Origin of the sequence: Hahella sp. CCB-MM4, assembly GCF_002260525.1 — a bacterium.
In the GTDB taxonomy this organism is placed as follows: Bacteria; Pseudomonadota; Gammaproteobacteria; order Pseudomonadales; family Oleiphilaceae; genus Hahella.
Genome location: NZ_MRYI01000002.1, coordinates 670,085 through 690,125, shown reverse-complemented (window position 1 = coordinate 690,125; position 20,041 = coordinate 670,085). Strand labels below are relative to the sequence as shown.

Genomic DNA, 20,041 nt, shown 5'->3' with positions numbered 1-20,041 from the left:
CCACGTCAGTGAATACACGGATATGGAGAGTTTTTTGATGAAACGAAGGGGCTACCAGAGGTTCAGTTGCTCGCCGGAGGAACCGGATTTGTCAGTTTTATCCCCGGAAGATGAGGTTGGTGGCAGAATAGTGGAGGATGCCCCGGCAATCACCGCTTTTCCCCAGAGGCGTTCCGCCAACCCGGACATGCGATTGGTTTTTCGATGAACGGCCGCTCTCAGGGAGGCTTTGTTACCCCACAGGCTGACCTGCTTTTTAGCCCGTGTGATCCCGGTATACAGTAACTCCCGGGTAAGCAGTGATTGCTCCGGATCCGGCATTAGCACAGTACAGTGCTCGAATTCCGAGCCCTGACTTTTATGAATGGTCATCGCATAGACGGTTTCGTGCCTGGGAAGACGGTACAGGGGAACGGAGCGCACCTCGCCCTGGTCATCGGTAAACCAGGCTTTTAACCGGTCCTGTTCATCAGGCCAGATCAGGCCGATATCGCCGTTAAACAGTTGGGTTCGATAATCATTGTGAGTGACCATCACCGGTCGTCCCCGATAGTGGCTTTGAGCGCCCGTAACATTGCGGGGAATGGAGCCCTTGCGCTGAAGATGTTGCTCAAGCAGTTGATTCAACGTTTCCACGCCGTAATAACCTTCGCGGGTGGCGCATAGGATTCGGTAACGGTCAAAGGCCTTCAGAGCCTCAATGACCGTGCCTGACTGCAGATATTCATGATAGGCCTCTAACGCAGGTTTGAGCACAGCGACCGGAACCGGCTCCCCTGGTGGTAACGTCTGCCAGTGGACGTCCGGCCATTGTTGATCCAGAAGGATGGATACGGCGTCATCTGCACGACCTTCGTTGACTGATCTGGCGAGATGGCCGATGCCGCTGTCGGCAGTAAAGCGGTAACTCTGTGTCAGTCGGATAACGCGGTCAGTCAGCGGTGGCGGATTATGCGCAGTACCCAGTGTCGGCCTGAGGCCCAGACTTTCGGCGAACGTCATGAAATGATCACTGAGGCCAAAGGATTCCCGGTGGCGACAAATATCATCCAGAACATTACCGGCTTCTACCGAAGCCAATTGGTCGCTGTCACCGAGGAGTATTAACCGGCAGTGAGGTGGCAGGGCATCCAGGACGGAGCGCATCAGTTGGATGTCCACCATGGAAACTTCGTCTATCAGCAACAGATCCAGAGCCAGAGGATTATCCCGGTGGTGGCGGAACCCCTTTCCGTCCGGGCGGACCTTCAGCAAGCGGTGAAGTGTGGAAGCATTCGCCGGTATGCCGTTTTTAATTTCCTCTGAAGCCGGCAATTGGTTCCTGGCTTTGGCAATGGATTCCATCAGCCGGGCAGCTGCCTTGCCGGTTGGTGCAGATAGAGCCATCCGCAGAGGGTGTGGAGCAGTGTTAAGCTCCATCAGCATCGCCAGTATGCGGGTAACCGTCGTGGTTTTTCCGGTACCCGGGCCACCAACAATTGTGCAGAAATGGTGGGTGCAGGCGGATAACGCGGCCAAGGCTTGTCGATTGTCCGCTGCCAATTGTCCATTGGTATCCGCGAAGTATCGCTGCAGCAGTTCACGGGCTTTGACCTGGTCCAGATCACAACGGGTCTGTTGAAGTCGATTAAAGTGGATCGCCAGGGCTAACTCGGCTTCATAGTAGCGACTGAGATACAGACGGTGACGTTCATCCAGACACAGCAGTCCAACTGCTGAGATGTCGTCCGGTGAAGATATGGAGCCAGCTTCAGCGACTTGCCGACAACCCTGTAGAAAGTCCAGCCAACTTTCCAGAGGCGGCCAAACCGGCCAGGAATGGTGATTATCCTGCAACCATTGTTGCAAGCGTTGATTGCCGGGCCAGATTGGTTTTCCCGCCAGTTGGCTCAGGTCGAGACACAAATGCCCCTGAGTCAGACTTTGGGAAACCTGGGCTGTGGTCAGCGCCAGGAGGCCCCTTTCTTCCTGAGTCAGTCCCTCGGTACGGTGTCCGCTTTCCAGATCAGCCACCATCAGCCCCAGTGCGCGATCGAGTGGACGCAGGATTCCTGCAGCACTGGCAAGATCGATCAGAGGAATAAATGGCGCTGTCATGACGCTTCCCCCTGGACGATAGTTCTGAATTCTTCCAAAGCCGCCCTGGTCGGGCGATGGAAATATACGCCACTGGTCCTGGCAATATTGTCGGGGTTCTCTGTGGTCTCCCCTTTCAAAAACAACTCTGTGGTCATTCCTCTCAAAAACAGATAATAGGCACCGCCGAAATGAGTGTCGTAGTCATAATCCGGCAGACGTGCTTCCAGATAGCGATGCAAAGCCAGGGAATATATCAAAAGCTGCAGGTCGTACCGATGCTCCCGAATGGCAATCGTCATTGCCTCCTGATCATAGGCAGAGGCGCTGTCTCCGAGCTTGTTGCTCTTGTAATCCGCCAGATAAAAGCGGCCTTCGTGCATGAAAATCAGGTCAATAAATCCATGAAGTTGACCGCTCTGATTGGCGAAGTCCAGATGAATGTTGTCATCGTCGTTCCAGAAGCGCTGAAGGTAATCGTTAATTCGGCGGGCTTGTAAATCCCGGAACGAAAGAAAGAACTCCATCTCCACAATGCGGTCAGAAGCTGGAATCTGATGCAGGCAAAACGACCCCCGATCCTGAGAATCAGGCTGAACAAGGGGGGTGTTTAGCACCTTCCATAAATCGTTTCGCAGGGCCAGGGTCCAGTCCGGAGTCTGCTCTGGCGGGTATAGCCGGTAGAAGTCCAGTTGCCGGGCAATGACTTCATCGTGGACTGACGGATCTATTTCGGCAAAATCGATATGTTCCAGGATGCTGTGCAGGCACAGGCCACTGAGGCTACCCGCGGCAAAGCTGAGGAGCGACTTCTCGATGGGGTGAGCCGCCTCTTCAGGGCGGATGGTTTCTTCTTCGCCCAATTCTTCCGCACGGGTGGTGGCTGCAGTCACCCGTTCATCATGGCTGTACTGTGCCAGTTGGCTGTAGCTCGACTGGAACCATCGTTGCTGCACCGGGCGCTTGATGGCGAGTGCTGCCAGCGAACGGTTATCCAATGAGCCATCCTGACGCACGTATCCAGGTTCCGGCATGGGAAGGCAGGCAATGCCGGAATCGATTTCACTCAATTGAATCAGAGGAGCGAATATCCCTTCGTCGTCGGAAGGATATTGTTTGGTATCCGGCAGAAATTCGCTGTTTGCGGTATCTGCCTGCGCCCCGTAAAGCAACCAGGCCAGAGCCGTATTCTGCATTTGTTTAAAAGCGCCCCAGGGAAACACACAGTGTTGTTTTGCCCGTGTCATGGCAACGTAAAGCAGTCGCAGGTCTTCAGCCAGAGACTCCAGGTTTGCCTGGGTCTGTGCCTGTTCCCGGTCACCGAAATCCATGACCAGCTGGAAGTCCTGGTTCGGGTCATGGATACAGAAGGGTGCACTGGGCCAGTTTGAACCCAAGGCGATATACGGACAATAGACGAGGGGATATTCCAACCCCTTGGAACTATGAATGGTGACGATCTTCACCAGATCATCATCGCTTTCCAGTCTCAGCTGATGTTCATCCTGCTGTCCACCGGCGCCCTCGCGCTGGCTGACAAACCAGATACAGAGGGATTCAGGCGTAGGAGCTTCCTTTTGGGCGGCCTGCAGCAGGCTGGCAAGGTGCAGCAGATTGGTCAGCGCCCTGTCGCCCTGGGGCCGGGACAGTAATCGAGCCGGGATCTGATATTGATGCAGCCAACGCTGAAACATCACCATGAAACCGTGGCGCTGCCAGTCTTGTCTAAGCATCAGCAGTTCGTGCAGCAGTTTTTCCCAGGATCGTTCATCCCTGGCCAGTGTTTCCAGCCGGTTTGCATTGTAGCCCCAGCTATGTGTGACCAGTGCCGCGCGCAGCCTGCTCTCATCTGTCGGTTCCAGTAGTGCCTGCATCAAGTAAAACAGGTCTTCCGCCTCGATGGTTTGATAGACCGATTCACGGCTCAGAAAAACACTGCTGACATTGCATTCCTGCAGCGCTGTCTGAAGTTCCAGTGCCTCGGTGCCTTTGCGTACCAGAATCGCAATGTCACCGGGTTGCAGTGGTTTGTCTCCGAGCCGGGCCTGTCCCACCTGTCCCAGGTTGATCCATTGGGAAATCTCGCTGGCAATGGTGGCAGCTATGACCGGCACCACCTGTTTTTTGTCGAGAGATTTCTTTTGCTCATCTGCCTCCCGGTTCCACATCCAGCATTGCAAAGGGGGCACGGGTTTATCGTTGAGCATCAGTGGCGAAGCATCTGCATGGCCGGCAGCTTTGACCGGATAGAACTCAATGTCCTGCCCCATAAGAAATGCGTTGCTGTTGGACATAAACAGTCGGTTGACGGCATTGACCAGCTGGCTGTGTGAGCGCCAGTTGGTGTCCATGGTGAAGCGGGAGGGCGTGTCATGCTTGGCCTGAAGATAGGCATAGATATCCGCGCCACGGAAACTGTAGATCGCCTGCTTGGGATCACCAATCATCAGTAGTCCGCAGGTATTCTGATCAGCCGGGTAGACGGCATTGAAGATGGCATATTGGGCGGGATCGGTATCCTGGAACTCGTCAATCATGGCCAGGGGATAGCGCTGCCGCAGGGTGTTGCACAGTTGATCGCCCAGAGGCCCTTTGACGGCTTCCCTGAGACGGGTAATGAGATCATCGAAACCCAATACCTGGCGTTGTTGCTTGAGTCTGGAAAAAGCAGAGCGCACATCTTTCAGGAGCGTGACCAAAAGCCAGGGAGCTAATTGTTCGCCGTATTCCAGATAGGACTCCACTGCTTCAAACAAGGGATGCTGGGGGGCATCGAGTCCTTTTTTCACTGCTGCTTTCAACACCTGTTCATTGAGATATGACTGGGTCAGCAGGATCGATTGCTTCGGAAGCGAAAGAGCATCTTCCAACCCTGACCAGACATCCATTTGTTCCTGCAAAGCGTCCAACGTGGCCGGCCCATAGTTTTTGGCGCTCGCGCTGATGATTTTTGCCTGGGCAGCTTCTCTTAGGAGATCCAGTGCATCATGACCCTCGTTTTGCCAGTGCTGCTTGAGGGTCTGGGATTGCTGCTTTATGCCGTCAATGTCGAGGTTGAATTCCGGTAGTTGAAGATCAGTTTTATTCAGATAGCCTTTGAGTATGTCACGTAGGTGATCAGGCCCCTGATATCCGAGCTCAAAGGCGGTATGTGCCAGTATTGGATGCTTGTAGAACCGTTCTCTCCAGACTTCCTGGCAGGCTTGCTGCAACAGCCGGCTGGTATCCTGTTCCAGTGTGGTATCAAACAGGACGCCACTGTCGAAAGCATGGTCCTGCAGGGCTCGCTGGCAAAATCCGTGAATGGTGTAAATGGCCGCGGTATCCATCTCCAGAATGGCTTTTTGCAGACGCCAGCGGGTTTTTTCCAGAGCATCTGCACCATCAGCCTGTTCGGCGTCCGGATGGTTTTTGGCGATTTCGCGCAGCCATTGCCATTCATCTGTTTCTGCTGGGTCAGTCTGTAGTGCCTGCCAGGCATGATGCAGTCTTTCCCGAATCCGATTGCGCAGTTCGTCTGTTGCGGCACGGGTAAAGGTCACCACCAGTACATTGGCGACATCCAGATGGGATTCCACGATGGCCCGCAGATACAGCGTGGTGATCGTGTAGGTTTTACCGGTGCCCGCACTGGCTTCAATCAGTTGACGACCGTGTAGGGGAATACAATGGGGATTTAAGGACTCCACTAACTCTCCTCCCCTGTATCACCGGTATCGATCGAATGACCTCGTGTCCGGTGCTGGAGAATCGGCGTCCAGATTTGTCTGGCCAGGGACTCGAATTCCTCGTCCAGGGGATGCTCGATTTGTTGCCAGACCAGCCTGTTGTAAGGATGGAGAAGTTCACTGCGGTCGGGGGCGCTTTCATTGTACCAGCGCCGCTGAGCTTCGTTCGAAGCATCCTTGCCGGAGGTTAATGCCTCTGTATAAGCCAGAGCTGTATCCGGAAATAGCGGTAACGGGCGGCTGCCGGATTGATGGATAAGCTGCATGAATTGCTGGAGGTGCCCCAGCGCTTCCTCACGAGGAAGTGGGGGGAGCTGCCAGCTATCAATCGTACCTTTGCTGTAACCGATCAACTGCATCCGTTGGTGAACTTTTTCCGGCTGTAGGATATTCAACACCAGATGTTCCACCCAGCTCTGCAGCCATCGATTGCCCCTTAGTGAACCGGCGAACAATTTCAGCACTCCCTGCTCCCTGCAGCCATTGAGACGGCCATGCAGTGGGACACCCAATTCTGTCAGGTCAAAATCAAGGTGGCTCGGTTTACCCTGGAGCCATGGTTCTGCGTAGGCGGTCATTTCTGCGGTCGTGGTCCGCATTTGGGAAAGCCACTGTTCACCCCATTCTCCCAACGGGAGCTGCCCTTTGGCCCGCAACACTTTTTCAATCTGTTCGGGGGACTGACCTGCGACAACTCTCTCCATCCATTGCTCGCGAATCCGGTAACCGGTTAATGCGGCCAGTTCGAAAGGCTCGCTATCCTCCAGACCGGAGACCTGCTCCAGTTCAATATTCAGCCTCTGGCGAACAAAATAACGTGTGGGGTGGCCAACGAAACTGAGCAGCGAATTCAATGACAATGGATTATCCAGGCCAAACCAGGGAGGATCAGGGGCCTCAAGCGGGGTTTCAACAAAGGGGGAATCTTCGAGCAGGGTATCCGCATCTGATGAGACCGCACACCAGTCTTGTTGATAACTTTTCAGGGAAGTGCCGGACCCTTCCTTAAAATAGGATGGATGGAACGGTTGCAGGCGATGCTCCCGGATCAGGCTTTGTGCCAACTCGGAATCACCCTGTTCACTGATAAGATCAAGCAGTTCATTGATCACCACTGCAGGTGCACGCTCGCTGTTATCCTTGATGCTGCGGCCGACATAACTGAGATAGAAAACCTCCCGTGCTGACAACAGGGCTTCCAGAAACAGGAAGCGATCTTCATCCCGTCTGGCGCGGTCACCTTTGCGGGGGCTTCTGGCGATCAGGTCAAAACTCATGGGCTGGTCCTGACGTGGAAACAGCTCCTGGTTCATTCCGAGCAGTGCAACGACCTTAAACGGCAGGCTACGCATTGGCACCATGGCGCAGAAAGTGACAGTCCCGTTCAAAAAGCGTTGGCGCCGGTTAGGACCATCGAGACGTTGGGACAACTCCTGTTTGACGATCTCAAAGGGTAGTTCTGTATGGATATTCGCCAGGGCCAGCTCTTCTGCCCATTCCTGAACCGCTTCCCGTATCGACTCCACCGCGGCGGCTTCCTGTCTGTCCAGAACAGATTCTTGTGGGGCGAATAATTCCTCAACGATATCCTGTAATAAATGTACCCAGGCGTCCGGAGCTTGTGGCCTTTTCAGCTGCTGATGCCAGCGCCGCCAGGATTCGAATTGAGCGACAAGCGCACCGAGGGTTTCCGCATCTGCACTTTGCAGATGGGAGTAAGGTGCCAGCTCCTGATAGAGTTCCATTGATTGGGGCAGCATATAGCCCAATAGCATGCGCTGCAGACCTGCCTGCCAGGAGAAAAGACCGGTATCGTTCGAGCTGGAGGCGTCCCAGCCAAATCTTATGGCGGCTTCGTTAACCCAGCGACGTACCTGTTCCAGTTGCTCCATATCCCAGCCAAGTCGGCGAGTGATCGCTGGAACTTCCAATATTCCCATGACGTCCGGGGCATTCAGGGGGCCCTGCAGTAAATCCAGAAATGACAGAAAAATTTGCACCAGGGGCGTGTCGCTGGTGCGGCTCAAGTCCGCCAATGACCAGGGAATCACCCGATCGCCTTGCTGTGCGCCGAATACTGCTTCAATAAATGGGGCGTAAGTACCGATGTCCGGAGTCATGACCACCACGTCCCGCGGATCCAACGGGGCATCATCCGGTGCATTCTGAAACAGTGCCTGTAGTTGATCATAAAGTACCTCAACCTCTCGCAATGGGCTGTGGCAGCTATGAATCTGCAGGCTATGGTCCGGTGTCGGATGGTCCTCCCATGGAGTTTGTCGAAGGTAAAAAATGTCTCTCTGGAGCCTGTTTAATATGGTTGGGCTGGTAATATCCGACTCGGGAAATACCCCAATGTCATCCTGGGGCAGATTGATCAGTTGGTCGATATGATCCCTTAACGGCACTCCCCAGGAGGCTAGCAACCGGTGCCCTTCCTCAAATAATTCCGCTGCTTCGGGTGTGTCACTTAACCTGATTTTGGTAATCGTCTTCCTGGAAGTGATGTCGCCCCAATATTGTGGTGTGGGGGTAAACTGGAACAGTGTGATCGGTACTTTCTTTGATAATTCCGTGATGACCTGGAGATAGCCGGACGGCATATAGGGAATACCGAAGATACTGATTCTTTCCGGTAGTGCAGGGATTTTCGCCTCGGGCTGTGTCGCCTTTCCCTGAATCAGCTGGCTTAAACCTGAAAGTAACTGCTCACTTAGTTGTGCGCGATGGGGGACGTTGGTGTCCGTATTAAGCTGACGCCAGAGTATCGCCTGCCAGGCGTTTTCCCCCAGTGATTCAGGATTAAACTCCACAGATTGCCATTGCAGGCACCATTCAGGTCGATAAATCAGATAATGATCGAAAACGTCGGCAACCTGCCGGCTGAGCTGGTAAAGCCTCAGGTCGGGTGAGTCCTGTCGAAGGTATCGGGCGAGCACCTGAAATGTCGGATCGTCCAGTAGCCCCGGCAGAAGATGATATAGCCTCCAGGTCAGAACATTCTTGCTCCAGATATCCTGTTCGGGAATTTCCGGTAATACCAGCCGATAGAGCTGCCACATGAATTGTGCTGGCAATACCAGGTCCAGATTAGCCGCAATGCCGCTATGCTCCGCCATCTGTTGCTGTACCCATCGACCCATCCCCTGGCTTTGTACAATGATGGTTTCTTTCATCAATGGGTGGGAAAGAGGTTCACGCAGTGTCGCGGCCAGCAGATTAACAAGATGCTCCTGTCGGTGGCTGTAGATAACCTGAAGCATGAAACTCCTAAACTTAGTGAAAATGGCCGGGAGCAGAAGACGCCTGGTGCTTATTGTTTGAGAAAGGCCAACTGTTTGGGAAAGGCCACCTGTTTGTGAAACGCCTGGTGTCTGTGAAAGGCCAATTGTAGCCCATAGCCTGATGGTTGCCGATGGTCTGTCCGAATATACAGTAAACGTGTCTCATATTAACAGGACTGCATCAAGCCTTATGGGAGTTTTCATTCAAGGTCGATAAAGCCTGCAGGAGCATATCCTTCAAAAACGGCGTTTTATAACCCAGAGCCCGCGCTTTTCGGCTATCCAGGCTGGTGTCTTTTGGACGTCTGGCAGCCATAACAACATCGGACTGGGATTGCGCCCGGACCAGTTCAGTATTCTGGTTGAGCAGGGCTGCCAGTTGAGTCAGTAAATGGTAGCGGGTGATGGTTTCGATGCCCCCAAGATGGAGGGTTTCCCCATCTGCATGGTGAAAGCAGTGGGAAAGGCCTTCTGCCGCCACAGAATAAGTAACAGCAGAACGGTATTCGTCATTGAATGCCTGCAGAGTCTCCTGCCGGGAGAGCTGTTCAACCCAATGTTGTAGCGCGGATGACTTGGTCAGTCCGATGCCGAACATCCAGGGCAGCCGGGCAATGATGGAGGCCGGATGTATTTCCCGGATCAAATCCTCTGCCAGTGCCTTGTGCTCGCCATAGACATTGATCGGGTTCACTTTGTGGCTTTCTGCGTAGTTACCTTCCTGCCCATCAAATACCAGGTCGGTGGAGGTGAATAAAAAACGGAGTCCCCTATAGGCACAGCTGCTGGCCAGGTTTCTGGTGACTTCGACATTCAGTGCCATCGACAGATCTGGATTCTGTTCACAGGTATTGGGATCTGACAGGGCTGCGGCATGTATCACCCCGATTGGCCGCATGTTATCCAGCATGGCATTCACCAAAGGCTGGTCAGTGAGATCCAGTCTTACCCGGTAAGGAGCCAGAGCTTCCGGCAGCGCCATCCGATGACTGACTGCGACCACATCATAGTCCTTTGCAAACACCCGACACAGGTGCGCGCCGAGAAATCCGGAAGCGCCGGTGATAACTATTTTGGCATGGGAACTTGGGGTTTCGTTGAACATCGATACTGTCGGTTTTAATTCGAAACAGAGGGCGTCTGAAACGCGGTATTGTTCCTGCGGAAATTCAGATGCCTTGCAGGTATTTTTGCCTAGTCTGCATGGAAACTGATCATGATACAATCCGCCACCCGCTGGTGAGACCTGATAGTCATTCAGGTTCTTTTATGTCTGATGGATGTATCAAGATGAAAACGTTAAAAGCTGAAATTCTGTTGATTCTGGCCGCCGTTATCTGGGGGATGGCGTTTGTTGCCCAGGTAAAAGGGATGGAACATGTGGGTCCGTTTACCTTTAATGCTGCGCGTTTTCTGATGGGCGGCATTTCACTTCTGCCGTTGTTGTATATCCTGCCCCGCTTTCAGCGTGTCAGCCCGAAGAAACCGGCCTCCAGTGGCCTGTTGTTGGGAGGAATTCTCGCAGGTCTGTTTTTGTTTGCCGGAGCCAGTCTGCAACAAGTCGGGCTACAATACACGACTGCAGGTAAAGCTGGATTTATTACCGGTCTCTATATTGTGATCGTACCGATCATTGCCTTGTTCTGGGGGCATAGGGCTCTACCCAAAGTCTGGCTCGGAGCAATACTGGCGGTCACCGGACTGTACTTCCTCAGCATTCGAGGCGACTTCGTCCTCTCCTATGGGGACAGTTTGCAGTTGATCGGGGCATTATTCTGGGCTGGTCATGTGCTGCTGTTGGGATGGCTGTCGCCCCGATACAACCCGATTCAACTATCCATCATCCAGTTTCTTGCTTGCGGGCTGATCAGTCTGGTGATTTCCCTGGTATTTGAACCCACATCACCTGATACCTTGCTGGCGGCAGCCGGGCCAATTGCCTACGGCGGCATCATGTCTGTCGGCGTGGCCTTTACGTTACAGGTGGTTGGTCAGCAATGGGTTCCCGCTTCCCATGCGGCGATTATTATCAGCCTGGAAGCCGTATTTGCAGCCATCGGCGGTTGGTGGTTGCTGAATGAACATCTGGATGGTCAGGCATTTTTTGGGTGTGGTTTGATGCTGCTTGGAATGATCGTGTCCCAGTGGCCTTCGCGTCGTCGCGCAAAAGCTGACACAGCAGTAGCGAACGACGACAATCCCCTGCCAGCGGCACCTTTGGCCGAATAGCCCGGATTTACTCGACAGCTATCAAATCTTCTTCAGCTGGACAGCCATAAGAGAAAGCAGGCCGGAGACTTACCCTCTCGGATAGACAACTCCGGCCTGTTTCTCACATTGAAGAGCGTTTTTTAATTAAGACGGGCGCTGCGCCGCAGCGATGAAAAACATTGGTCGCTCTAACTCAACTTTCAGTTCAGGTTGCTGTTCTATCTGCTCCGCTGTGGGCTTCCATTCTTCAAGATGTCGAAGCATCAGTCCCTGCCTGAGCAGCATGTTCACGTAAGTTCCCAAAGTCCTATGTTGCTTGGTGACGCCATCGGCCAGCCAGTTGGTGATTCTTGGCCCCTCGACCAGGTATTGATTTACCGGCCATAGGTTCTGGTGATCATCAAGCTGAGTCCATCCTGGATTGGAAGGTGCGGTAAAAACCGGGTGCTCTGCTGAAAACACCAGCCAGCCTCCCGGTTTTAAAGCTCTGTGTATCTTCGCTACTAAGCCTTCAAGATCTTCCAGGTAGTGGAACGTCAGAGAGCTATAGACCAGATCATAAGAGGACTCGGCAAGAGAAACTTTTTCCAGGTCAGCCTGTTCATAATGGATTTCGGGATCACTGGTCATTTCCTTTGCCCGGGACAGCATGTTTTGGGAAACATCAACACCGAATGCCTCTGAAGCACCCTGCTCGCGAGCCCAGCGGCAAAACCAGCCGAACCCGCAGCCCAGATCTGCGATTCTGCGATCTTTCAGATCCGGAATCAGGCTCCTGATGGAAGGCCACTCCGGGGCACCGTCAAATCCGGCAACTGATCGGGGAAGCTGGCTGTAACCCTCAAAAAAGGAGGGGGTATCGTAGATATTTTGTGTCATTGGTTTGTACTCCGTTAATAAGCCATAGACGAACGGGATACAACCTACAGGCGTGACAAAACCCCGTCCGTGTGACGGCGGGGTTGCGTCGCTAAATCGCGAACTTAGTTGCTGGTTTCACGATTTACGGGCACCCCACCAGGAATGCCCTCAATTCGCGAAACAATGTGAATATCGATGTAGATCATGCGCGGATTATCGCAGAGCGCTAAACAAGCGTCAAAGACGGAAAGAGGACCTGACTGATTTCAAGGCATCAGCAGGAATGTCTCTGTCAAAGTCTGATTTGTTTGAGCAAAGCCAGGAGGTCAGGGGCCATCTGGCTGAGTGAGCCCAATGGCCCCATCATGTCCAGCATGTCTCCCCGGTTGTGGAAACTCTCACGCTCAATCTGATCGAGCATTTTATGTAAGTAGCGCTCGCCCCGGAGGCGATTGATCGCCAGTTCCGCCAGCGGAGACAGCAATGGTGCTGCGGCCAGGCTCGCCAGCATACCGCTACCCGCTCCTACCCAGCCGACCCAGGCGGGTATACCGGTCAGTTTGGCCCAGATGACTCCCCAGAAGGATTGCTGGGAGAGATACACGCCATTGGCCAGCGCCGCTCCAGTTGCCATGGCGCTGCCGAACGTGATCTGGCTACCCAGATGACCTGCCACCTGGCGCCCGAGGCCTCCAATCAACAGAAACATCAGCAGATCCCGGCCACCTTCCCTGGTGCCTCCAAATCTGCCCAGTCGGTCACGCAGAAACTCTGTGATCAATTCTGACTGCTGATCTGTCAACGGCTCCTGCAACATGGTCTCACAGGCCTCCCATTCGGGAATCCAACGCTCAATCACCTGATTCAACTGTTGCTGTAATAGGGACAGCTGAAGCAGCTCTTGCTCCAAGACCAGCAATAACTCTGCTTCCTTTCCCGACAGGGGAATAGGCGCCAATGGCCCTTTTTTCCATAACCGGGAGGACATTCTCCAGAATGTTTTCGGTACGGATATCAGATCGTGGGGAATATCCTTCTTGTTTTTCCAGTGCCGGGCAGAGATCCCTTTGAGCGAAACAAAGTGGCGTCGATAAAACCCCGGCACCCGATCATGAGCTGCAACGAAATGTGCATTGATGATCTGCGAAATTTCCTCGGCGAATTGTGGGGTATTGGGAGTGGTTATGGTGGTCACATCAGGTATCAGATAGAGGTTCTCTTTGAGTATAACGGACAAGTTTCTAAATCATACACAGAGATAGCCAAAGGCATGCCGGATAATCAGGGAGAACTCACCGCGTTTTGGGCTTTAACACATTTATTGTGTACTTCATCAAACATAGCGCCCTGGTCGAGGCATTGATCTATTTCAGAGCTATTTATTTCGGAACTACCTATTCCAGAGCCATCTCTTTCAGAAGAAGATTTAAGCAAGGGTAAAATGGCGGCCAATATGGCAATGGCGAGGAGAACGACCGGAAATAAAAGCATGATTAATGCTTCACGTTTGTAATGTGATGTTTGTTTTTGCATTTGTTATCCAGTCAGCATTGAACCAAGTATGCCTGTCAGTAGTGTTGTTGTCAGGACCGCATCCGCCCTTATCAATGTCTTGGCAAGGGAACAACGGGAATGGGCGATTGATACCTTGGGAGGGTATTTCAAAATCTCAGTTATTTGCTCAATAACATTCTCGAGTTTGGATGCGCTCTCGGTGGTAATGCTCACGTGTTGAGTGACGCTATCCAATTGAAACGCAAAATAGGTCGCGCCATTTTCTTCTGCATTGAAACTCCATCCTGCTATCGAAGCTACTGGAATCTCATAGCGAGGTCTGAATGTGCCACAGTCAATAATAAGACATCTTTCACTGATGCTAATTTTCACCTGTTCATTCCTGATATCACCTGGGAGATATTTCGAGTGCGGATAATTAGGAAATATACGTTCTTCTCTCTCTTTTTCCCATTACGTGATGGTTATCAACAGAGCTTGATGTTGGGGTTGTTCAGAGCCGAATAAATGCGGCTCTCATTGGCACCGTAATCATGAGTTCGAACCAGTTGATCAATCATCGCCGCAATCTTTGCGGACCCCTGGGCCGAAGGTTCAATTGGCGATACAGTCGAATAGTCGCTCTCTTCATTGCAAAGAATACGGAGATCGATCACAGGCAAACCGAGACTGACGGCTTCCTGCAGAATGACTTCATTGAACAATGCCAATGCCGTTAAAGCCCTTTCAGTAATGCCCGGGACACTGTTGTAAACCGTGCATACTGTAAGGTTTGGCGCCTTACTTAAAATACTGCTCAACATTTCCCGATAACGATCCTTGAATGCTTCGCGAATTAGGGTTAGTTCTTCGAGAGCTTCGCCGACGGTAGATACGGATTTATTGATAATTTCCACAGCACGTAATGCATCGTTGCCTCCGCAGCTGACGAATAAGTGAGTCACATCCTGAGGCAGGTTAAGTAACTGTTTCGTGACATCCGAAGTTATGTCACCGTCAATTGCCAACAGACTGATGCTGCTGTTTCGATCCACCATCGCCGAAAGTTGATCTGATACCGACTCACCTGGGTCGACATAGGAAGCATTATCAAATACGGAATCACCGAGGAGCGCAATGTGTGTCATGTCTGTGTCATCAATCATTACAATGAAAATTGTATGTCTTGTTCGATCCTGGTTATTGCAGAGATAGATTCGGAGTTAGACAATTTTTCTATGCTACTGACCGAAAATATTCCTATTGTGTCTAAGAACCATTCACAACTAGCGGATTATAAAGGCGTTTGAGAATTCTCTCATGCAGCGGGACTCCATGGAACTCGTGGACGTTGCGAAGGTGCCGGTGAGCTCGGTCTGTGGTTGGGACATCTTCTCATTAATTTGACGAAATATTAACGCGGAATGATCGGATCTTTACATCCCCTATTGATGTCTTCAAACTGGAATTTCCTCTAAATCAGGTAGATGGGATTCACCGCCAATGAATTGTCTACCGTTTGCGCTTGAGGGAGCTAAAGGGATTACAAGTATAAGGAGATTCGAATGCCCCCTGTTAACTACTCGCCAGTCCACATCACCAAACCTTTTCCTGATCGCTGATGATTTACCCTGTGTTTCGTAGATACATCTATAAAGCTGACATCTTGGAAATAACTCAGCTGACCCGAACACAGGGTATCAGTCGTATGGAAAATAGATTGGAATCTGCCGTTTTCCCCCAATAACCCTCAGCTTTCCATAAGGATATGAAAAGATGAATAAAAATAATCCGCAGCGCATATCTGCAATACACTCCAGTGCATTCAACTGCTCAAGTTTTCTGGACTCAGGGGTAGATCCCAGAACAGGTTTATATACCACGATCGTATCTTTATCTGATATCGGCCCTATTCAATGTCCGGAATTCCGTTGGCCTCTTTCCCTGATGTTCAACTCTTTGCAAAACCAGGACAAGGGATTGGGAGTTGGTTGGTCATTGCGGTTGAGTTCGTATGACCCCGAAAAATACCGCCTGACACTTTCTAGTGGGGAAACATTCAGAGCTCTGGATAGTGGTCACCATCTGGATATCCTGGATCAGAAAGTCAAAAATTTTCTTGTGGAGAAAACCGGTAACCACCTGCTGATCAAATATAAGTCCGGGATGCTTGAAAAACTGACCCAGTTCAAAGCCGGCATCTATGTTCCTACTGAAGTGATTACCCCCGAAGGTCATTCACTTAAGCTTCGCTATATGGATTTTCAGGGCCATCCGCTGTTGAAGGACGTGCGTGATGATGTTCAGACCCTGCTGAAAACAGAGAAGAGCGAGCAACAGGTTAAAATCACGCTGCACCCGGACACATCCAAGGAGAGCATTTACTCCTTGGTATTGAAGAATCACTGCACGGTGGCAATTCGACTTCCTGTGGATAATCTGGCCAGCTGGCGCTATCAATATAGATACATGGGAGGAATGCTATTCATCACCCGGGTGGATACGCCTATGGGGGGTGCCGAGATCATTCAGTATCAGGAGCAGGGCCACACTTTGCCCGCCTATGCCCCCATGCCTCATATGCCCTATGTGGTGAGTATTATCAGCACGCCCCGCTCCGGGCAGCCGGAAACCACAACCACCTATCGTTATACCACGAAGAACTTCCTCGGCTATGATGCTCCTCATCTGGTTTGGAATGATTATCAGGATAATCTCCATAAGGTGGCCGGTGAGTATGAATATGGGATGGTCGAGACGCTGATGCGCCACCATCAGGATGGTGACCGGGCGGTGAGAACCATCAGCCGGGTTTACAACCGCTATCATGTACTGCTGTCTGAAGTGACCAACCAGAACGGCAAGGTTTGCCGCAAAAAATACGAATACCCTATCCTGCCCGGATTACCCTATAAAAACCAACCCTCTCAGTGTCTTCTGCCGAGGCGGGAAATCGTTAGCTATTACCTTTCCTTTGATACCTCAAACCGGCACGAGGAAGTCACCGAAACTGATTACGATGAGTTTGGCAATATCTTGCGTCGTCTTTCACCGTGTGGTGTTGAGGAAGTCAAAAGCTACTATGGCTTAGAAGGAGAGCCCGGCTGTCCTCCTGATCCTCTGGGATTCGTTCGATGGGTCAAGGAAAGCACGGTGACACCGGCGCCTGTCACCCATGTGGCTCTTGCGGCTCCGGTGATGCAGACCCGTTACCGATATATGGAATTTCCTCCGGTGCATGAAGGGTATCCCAACTTTCTCCGTTTAGTGCATGAAAGTTTGTGGGAAACAGGTATCGGGCACGATGTCATTCGCGTGAACAAAGAGATGGAATATTGGGACGATCCAGCTAATGCCGGGATGCATGGGCGCCTGGTGGCGTTGTCAGAAACGCTGAATCATCTCACAACCACTCACAGATACCGATATATTGTCCATGCCCATGAATTGGCTATCAGCGAATTAGCTGTTCGTGAGTTGCCTGTTCGTGAATCGGCTATCCGTGAGTTGGCTATTCGTGAGTCGATAGTGGGTTACGACGGTAGACGTAGGGAGTTGCTTGAACATCGCTGTCAGCTGACAGGACGGCTTGTTCGAATGCAGGACGATGAAGATGTCTGTATGGAGTTTGAGTACGACAAATTGGGGCGGGTGATCCGTGAGACCACCGCTGGCGGTACCGAGTATGAAGCCAGTCGAATCTACCGTTATAGACTGACGACCTGTGATACTGATCAGGCGGAACTGTTGACCATCGATGCAACCGGCGTTCAGACACGGACATTGTTTGACGGCCTTAATCGAATCCTTCGAATTGAGTCCCAGGATGTGAATCAGGCTGACGGCGTGATTCGCACGATCTATGAGGCCAGCTATAACGAATTGGGCCAACTGGTGGAAGAAACCTGTATCGACTGGATGGATGGAGACGCTTTGGTTCTGACTTCCTCCTATGAATACGATGATTGGGGAAAACGGTGCAGTGTCCTGAGACCGGATGGAGTGAAGGAACGCCTGGAATGGGATCCTGTACTGTGCATGGAAACCTCCTGGGAGGAGACTGTATCGGGTGAAGCTGCCGGTGAGGTAAATAACCCGGAGGAGAATATCCAGGAGAGCTGTCATCAGGAAGATAGCGCTCAAGCAGCCTATGCCCAACAAGAAAGACCTGAAGCATCCTGGTCTGTCAATTGCTCTGCCAACAGCTCTGTCAACTGCTCCGCTAAAAAAGTAACGATCAAAAACCTGTTCGATCAACCGATAGTGGTCGATTATCTGGGGGCGCAGGAAAGATCACTTGGTCGAACGCTCTATGTATACGATGGATATGGACGTTGTATCTCCAGAACCGATGCGTCGTTACAGATCACCACTTATGAATATGATTATGCCGACCGTCTGGTGACTACGATCCTCCCGGATGATACGGATATTGTTTACTGCTACAGCCCTCATAGTCGACGTGATCTGGTCACGGAAGTCCGGATAAATGATCTGTGTATCGGTCGACAGGAATTTGATGGATTGGACCGCCTGGTCAAAAGGAAGGTCGGCGGCAGGAAAACCACATTTGATTATGAGGGCGGTATGTCCCGGCCTATGCGTGAACAAACGCCCAGTGGAAAATCGATTGAATACCGATATGACCCCAGATTGACCAGAAAGTATACGGATCGCCTGATTCCGGGAGAACGGGAAATCAGGAAGAACCAATATGAATTTCACCCGGTGAGTGGTCAGTTAATTCGCAGTCTTGATGTCAGTACCGAAAGTGAACACCTGTTGGATTACTTTCCTTCCGGCATGCTCCGGCGGGAAATCTGGATGCAGGGAGGTCTCATGGAAGAGGCTGCTTACCGGTATTCCATGCAAGGATTATTAACCGAATATAAGGATCCTTTAAGGAAGCTCCAGCGAAACTACTACGATGAGTGCGGGCGTCTGGAGCGGATTGAATATGAGCATGCCCAGGCGGTATTCAGCTATAACGGATTTGGTAAGTTATCCCAATGTGATCTTCATGATCTTCATCATAATGTCTTTATCACCACGATGCTGGAGTATGACGAACTCGGTCGGGAATGGTCGCGCTCGATTACCTGTCCGGGAAGAGATACCTATGTCATGACGCAAAGTTATACCTCCGAGGGTAAAATCGCGCGGCGTCTTACCATGCAAGGAGGGGCGCTAATGCGTGATGAAAGTTATGAGTATGACGCCCGGGGGCGGTTGCAATACTACTATTGCGACGGAGAAAATCCGCGTCGGAACAGGGATGGCGCAGGCATCCGCGCGCAGGCGATTGACTATGATTCTCTGGACAACATCATCAAGCTGGTCAATCGTACGGATGAAGGCGAAAGTGTGCTTATTTTTAAATACGATAATTTGCTCGATCCAACCCAGCTAACCGGAATCAGCGGACCCCACCATTATCGTCAGATTGATTTCACCTATGACGGTGACGGTAACCTTATTCGGTCAATTCTAAATGGCCACGCCCAGAGTATGCATTACGACCCACTGGGCCGGTTAGCGGAGATTGGTTCCGATGCCGAGGGCATAAACCGCCATTTTCGATACAACGCTTTTGATCAGTTGGAAGCAGTGGAGCCTTCCGGGTCCCCGCACATCAGGCAGCGTTATCAGGGGAATCAACCGGTCTGCGAAATTCAGGGCACCGTTCAGAATCGCTATTTTATTACCAAACAACAGATCTGGGGGGCGCAGGATCACTATGGCGAATCGGTCATGAGCCTGTTCGGGTTCGATCAGCAGAAGAATATGCTGCTCATGGTTTCAGGGGACAAGGTGGTTGATATGCCTGGTGATTCTACTACCCACCTGCCATTGAATACGATTCCCGTCGGGGCTCCGGGGTGTTTGGGAGAAATACTGAACCAGACAACGGAATATGATTTTCCGGTGCATGATTCCCGGGCATACAGTTCCGAAATGATGCGCTATTTCAGCCCGGACAGTAGTCGACCATTTTGTCCGGGAGGTAAGAATCCATACGCCTGTTATTTTGGTGATCCGGTCAGCCAGAGTGGGAGCCAGCGACAAACCCCCGATGAAATTCTGGCCACCCGGCAACCGGGAGGCGGAGAAGGTGTGAAGGTTGTGCAATGTCTTGTGGACGCATTACGCAGACCCACAGGGGGCTTTCTCCATCTTTTGGGCATCGACAGTCAGGGAGTGTCAAAGCGAGACGATCAGGCCCCGAAGCAGGAATATCTGGGACAGGCAATCTTCAGAGAGCTGGTCCCCCTGTTGGACCGATATGATATAGGCCATGATCGGGGCTGATTGATGAATGGGTCATCGTGTTTAGCTAACGGGTCATCGGGACTAGCTAGCAAATCGCCGTAACTAACTATCGAATCG

At 51.8% G+C, this 20,041-nt stretch carries 11 protein-coding genes; 2 read left to right on the top strand and 9 right to left on the bottom strand.

What is annotated here, in order from left to right; all coding sequences use genetic code 11:
• Positions 1-51: 51 nt before the first annotated feature.
• The 4 genes from recD to BTA51_RS06655 all read right to left on the bottom strand — a co-directional run bounded on the left by recD (position 52) and on the right by BTA51_RS06655 (position 10,193).
• Positions 52-2,097, bottom strand: coding sequence for an exodeoxyribonuclease V subunit alpha (gene recD / locus BTA51_RS06670; RefSeq protein WP_094706618.1), 2,046 nt, complete (start codon positions 2,095-2,097; stop codon positions 52-54).
• Positions 2,094-5,765 carry an exodeoxyribonuclease V subunit beta gene (recB, locus tag BTA51_RS06665; protein ID WP_094706617.1) on the bottom strand — a complete coding sequence of 1,224 codons (3,672 nt, stop codon included), beginning with the start codon at positions 5,763-5,765 and terminating at the stop codon, positions 2,094-2,096. Before recB ends, recD begins: the two co-directional genes overlap by 4 nt.
• The gene (recC, locus tag BTA51_RS06660) at positions 5,765-9,067 is read right to left on the bottom strand and encodes an exodeoxyribonuclease V subunit gamma (RefSeq protein WP_094706616.1); all 3,303 of its coding nucleotides are present in this window, start codon (positions 9,065-9,067) and stop codon (positions 5,765-5,767) included. The genes recB and recC overlap by 1 nt, the downstream gene beginning before the upstream one ends.
• A 202-nt stretch (positions 9,068-9,269) precedes the next feature.
• A complete protein-coding gene (locus tag BTA51_RS06655) occupies positions 9,270-10,193 on the bottom strand; it encodes an NAD(P)-dependent oxidoreductase (RefSeq protein ID WP_094706754.1) in 924 nt (307 codons plus the stop codon).
• Between the two features lie 185 nt (positions 10,194-10,378).
• On the opposite strand from BTA51_RS06655, the gene BTA51_RS06650 reads away from it, so the two are divergent.
• Complete coding sequence (locus tag BTA51_RS06650; RefSeq protein WP_094706753.1) at positions 10,379-11,317, top strand: DMT family transporter; 939 nt, start codon at positions 10,379-10,381, stop codon at positions 11,315-11,317.
• Between the two features lie 126 nt (positions 11,318-11,443).
• On the opposite strand, the gene BTA51_RS06645 is transcribed toward BTA51_RS06650, so the two are convergent.
• From BTA51_RS06645 to BTA51_RS06625, 5 genes are all read right to left on the bottom strand, one after another.
• The gene (locus tag BTA51_RS06645) at positions 11,444-12,178 is read right to left on the bottom strand and encodes a bifunctional 2-polyprenyl-6-hydroxyphenol methylase/3-demethylubiquinol 3-O-methyltransferase UbiG (protein WP_094706615.1); all 735 of its coding nucleotides are present in this window, start codon (positions 12,176-12,178) and stop codon (positions 11,444-11,446) included.
• Positions 12,179-12,452: 274 nt separating this feature from the next.
• Positions 12,453-13,397, bottom strand: coding sequence for a hypothetical protein (locus tag BTA51_RS06640; RefSeq protein WP_246840947.1), 945 nt, complete (start codon positions 13,395-13,397; stop codon positions 12,453-12,455).
• A 44-nt stretch (positions 13,398-13,441) separates the two neighbouring features.
• Entirely contained in the window at positions 13,442-13,693 is a 252-nt protein-coding gene (locus BTA51_RS06635; RefSeq protein WP_094706614.1) for a hypothetical protein, read from the bottom strand.
• A gap of 3 nt (positions 13,694-13,696) precedes the next feature.
• Positions 13,697-14,047: a hypothetical protein gene (locus BTA51_RS06630; RefSeq protein ID WP_094706613.1), complete on the bottom strand. Its 351-nt coding sequence runs from the start codon at positions 14,045-14,047 to the stop codon at positions 13,697-13,699.
• 95 nt (positions 14,048-14,142) lie between these two features.
• Positions 14,143-14,802 (bottom strand): SGNH/GDSL hydrolase family protein, encoded by a 660-nt coding sequence (locus BTA51_RS06625; RefSeq protein WP_094706751.1) that lies wholly within the window; start codon positions 14,800-14,802, stop codon positions 14,143-14,145.
• A 628-nt stretch (positions 14,803-15,430) separates the two neighbouring features.
• Here BTA51_RS06625 and BTA51_RS06620 point away from each other — a divergent pair.
• On the top strand, positions 15,431-19,963 hold the full coding sequence (locus BTA51_RS06620) for an RHS repeat protein (RefSeq protein ID WP_094706612.1): 4,533 nt from the start codon (positions 15,431-15,433) through the stop codon (positions 19,961-19,963).
• Positions 19,964-20,041: the final 78 nt, after the last annotated feature.

What these genes read in the sequence shown, in the direction of transcription:
- recD (WP_094706618.1), bottom strand. Translation starts at nt 2,097, where the DNA reads ATGACAGCGCCATTTATTCCTCTGATCGATCTTGCCAGTGCTGCAGGA.
- recC (WP_094706616.1), bottom strand. Translation starts at nt 9,067, where the DNA reads ATGCTTCAGGTTATCTACAGCCACCGACAGGAGCATCTTGTTAATCTG.
- BTA51_RS06655 (WP_094706754.1), bottom strand. Translation starts at nt 10,193, where the DNA reads ATGTTCAACGAAACCCCAAGTTCCCATGCCAAAATAGTTATCACCGGC.
- BTA51_RS06650 (WP_094706753.1), top strand. Translation starts at nt 10,379, where the DNA reads ATGAAAACGTTAAAAGCTGAAATTCTGTTGATTCTGGCCGCCGTTATC.
- BTA51_RS06645 (WP_094706615.1), bottom strand. Translation starts at nt 12,178, where the DNA reads ATGACACAAAATATCTACGATACCCCCTCCTTTTTTGAGGGTTACAGC.
- BTA51_RS06635 (WP_094706614.1), bottom strand. Translation starts at nt 13,693, where the DNA reads ATGCAAAAACAAACATCACATTACAAACGTGAAGCATTAATCATGCTT.
- BTA51_RS06625 (WP_094706751.1), bottom strand. Translation starts at nt 14,802, where the DNA reads ATGACACACATTGCGCTCCTCGGTGATTCCGTATTTGATAATGCTTCC.
- BTA51_RS06620 (WP_094706612.1), top strand. Translation starts at nt 15,431, where the DNA reads ATGAATAAAAATAATCCGCAGCGCATATCTGCAATACACTCCAGTGCA.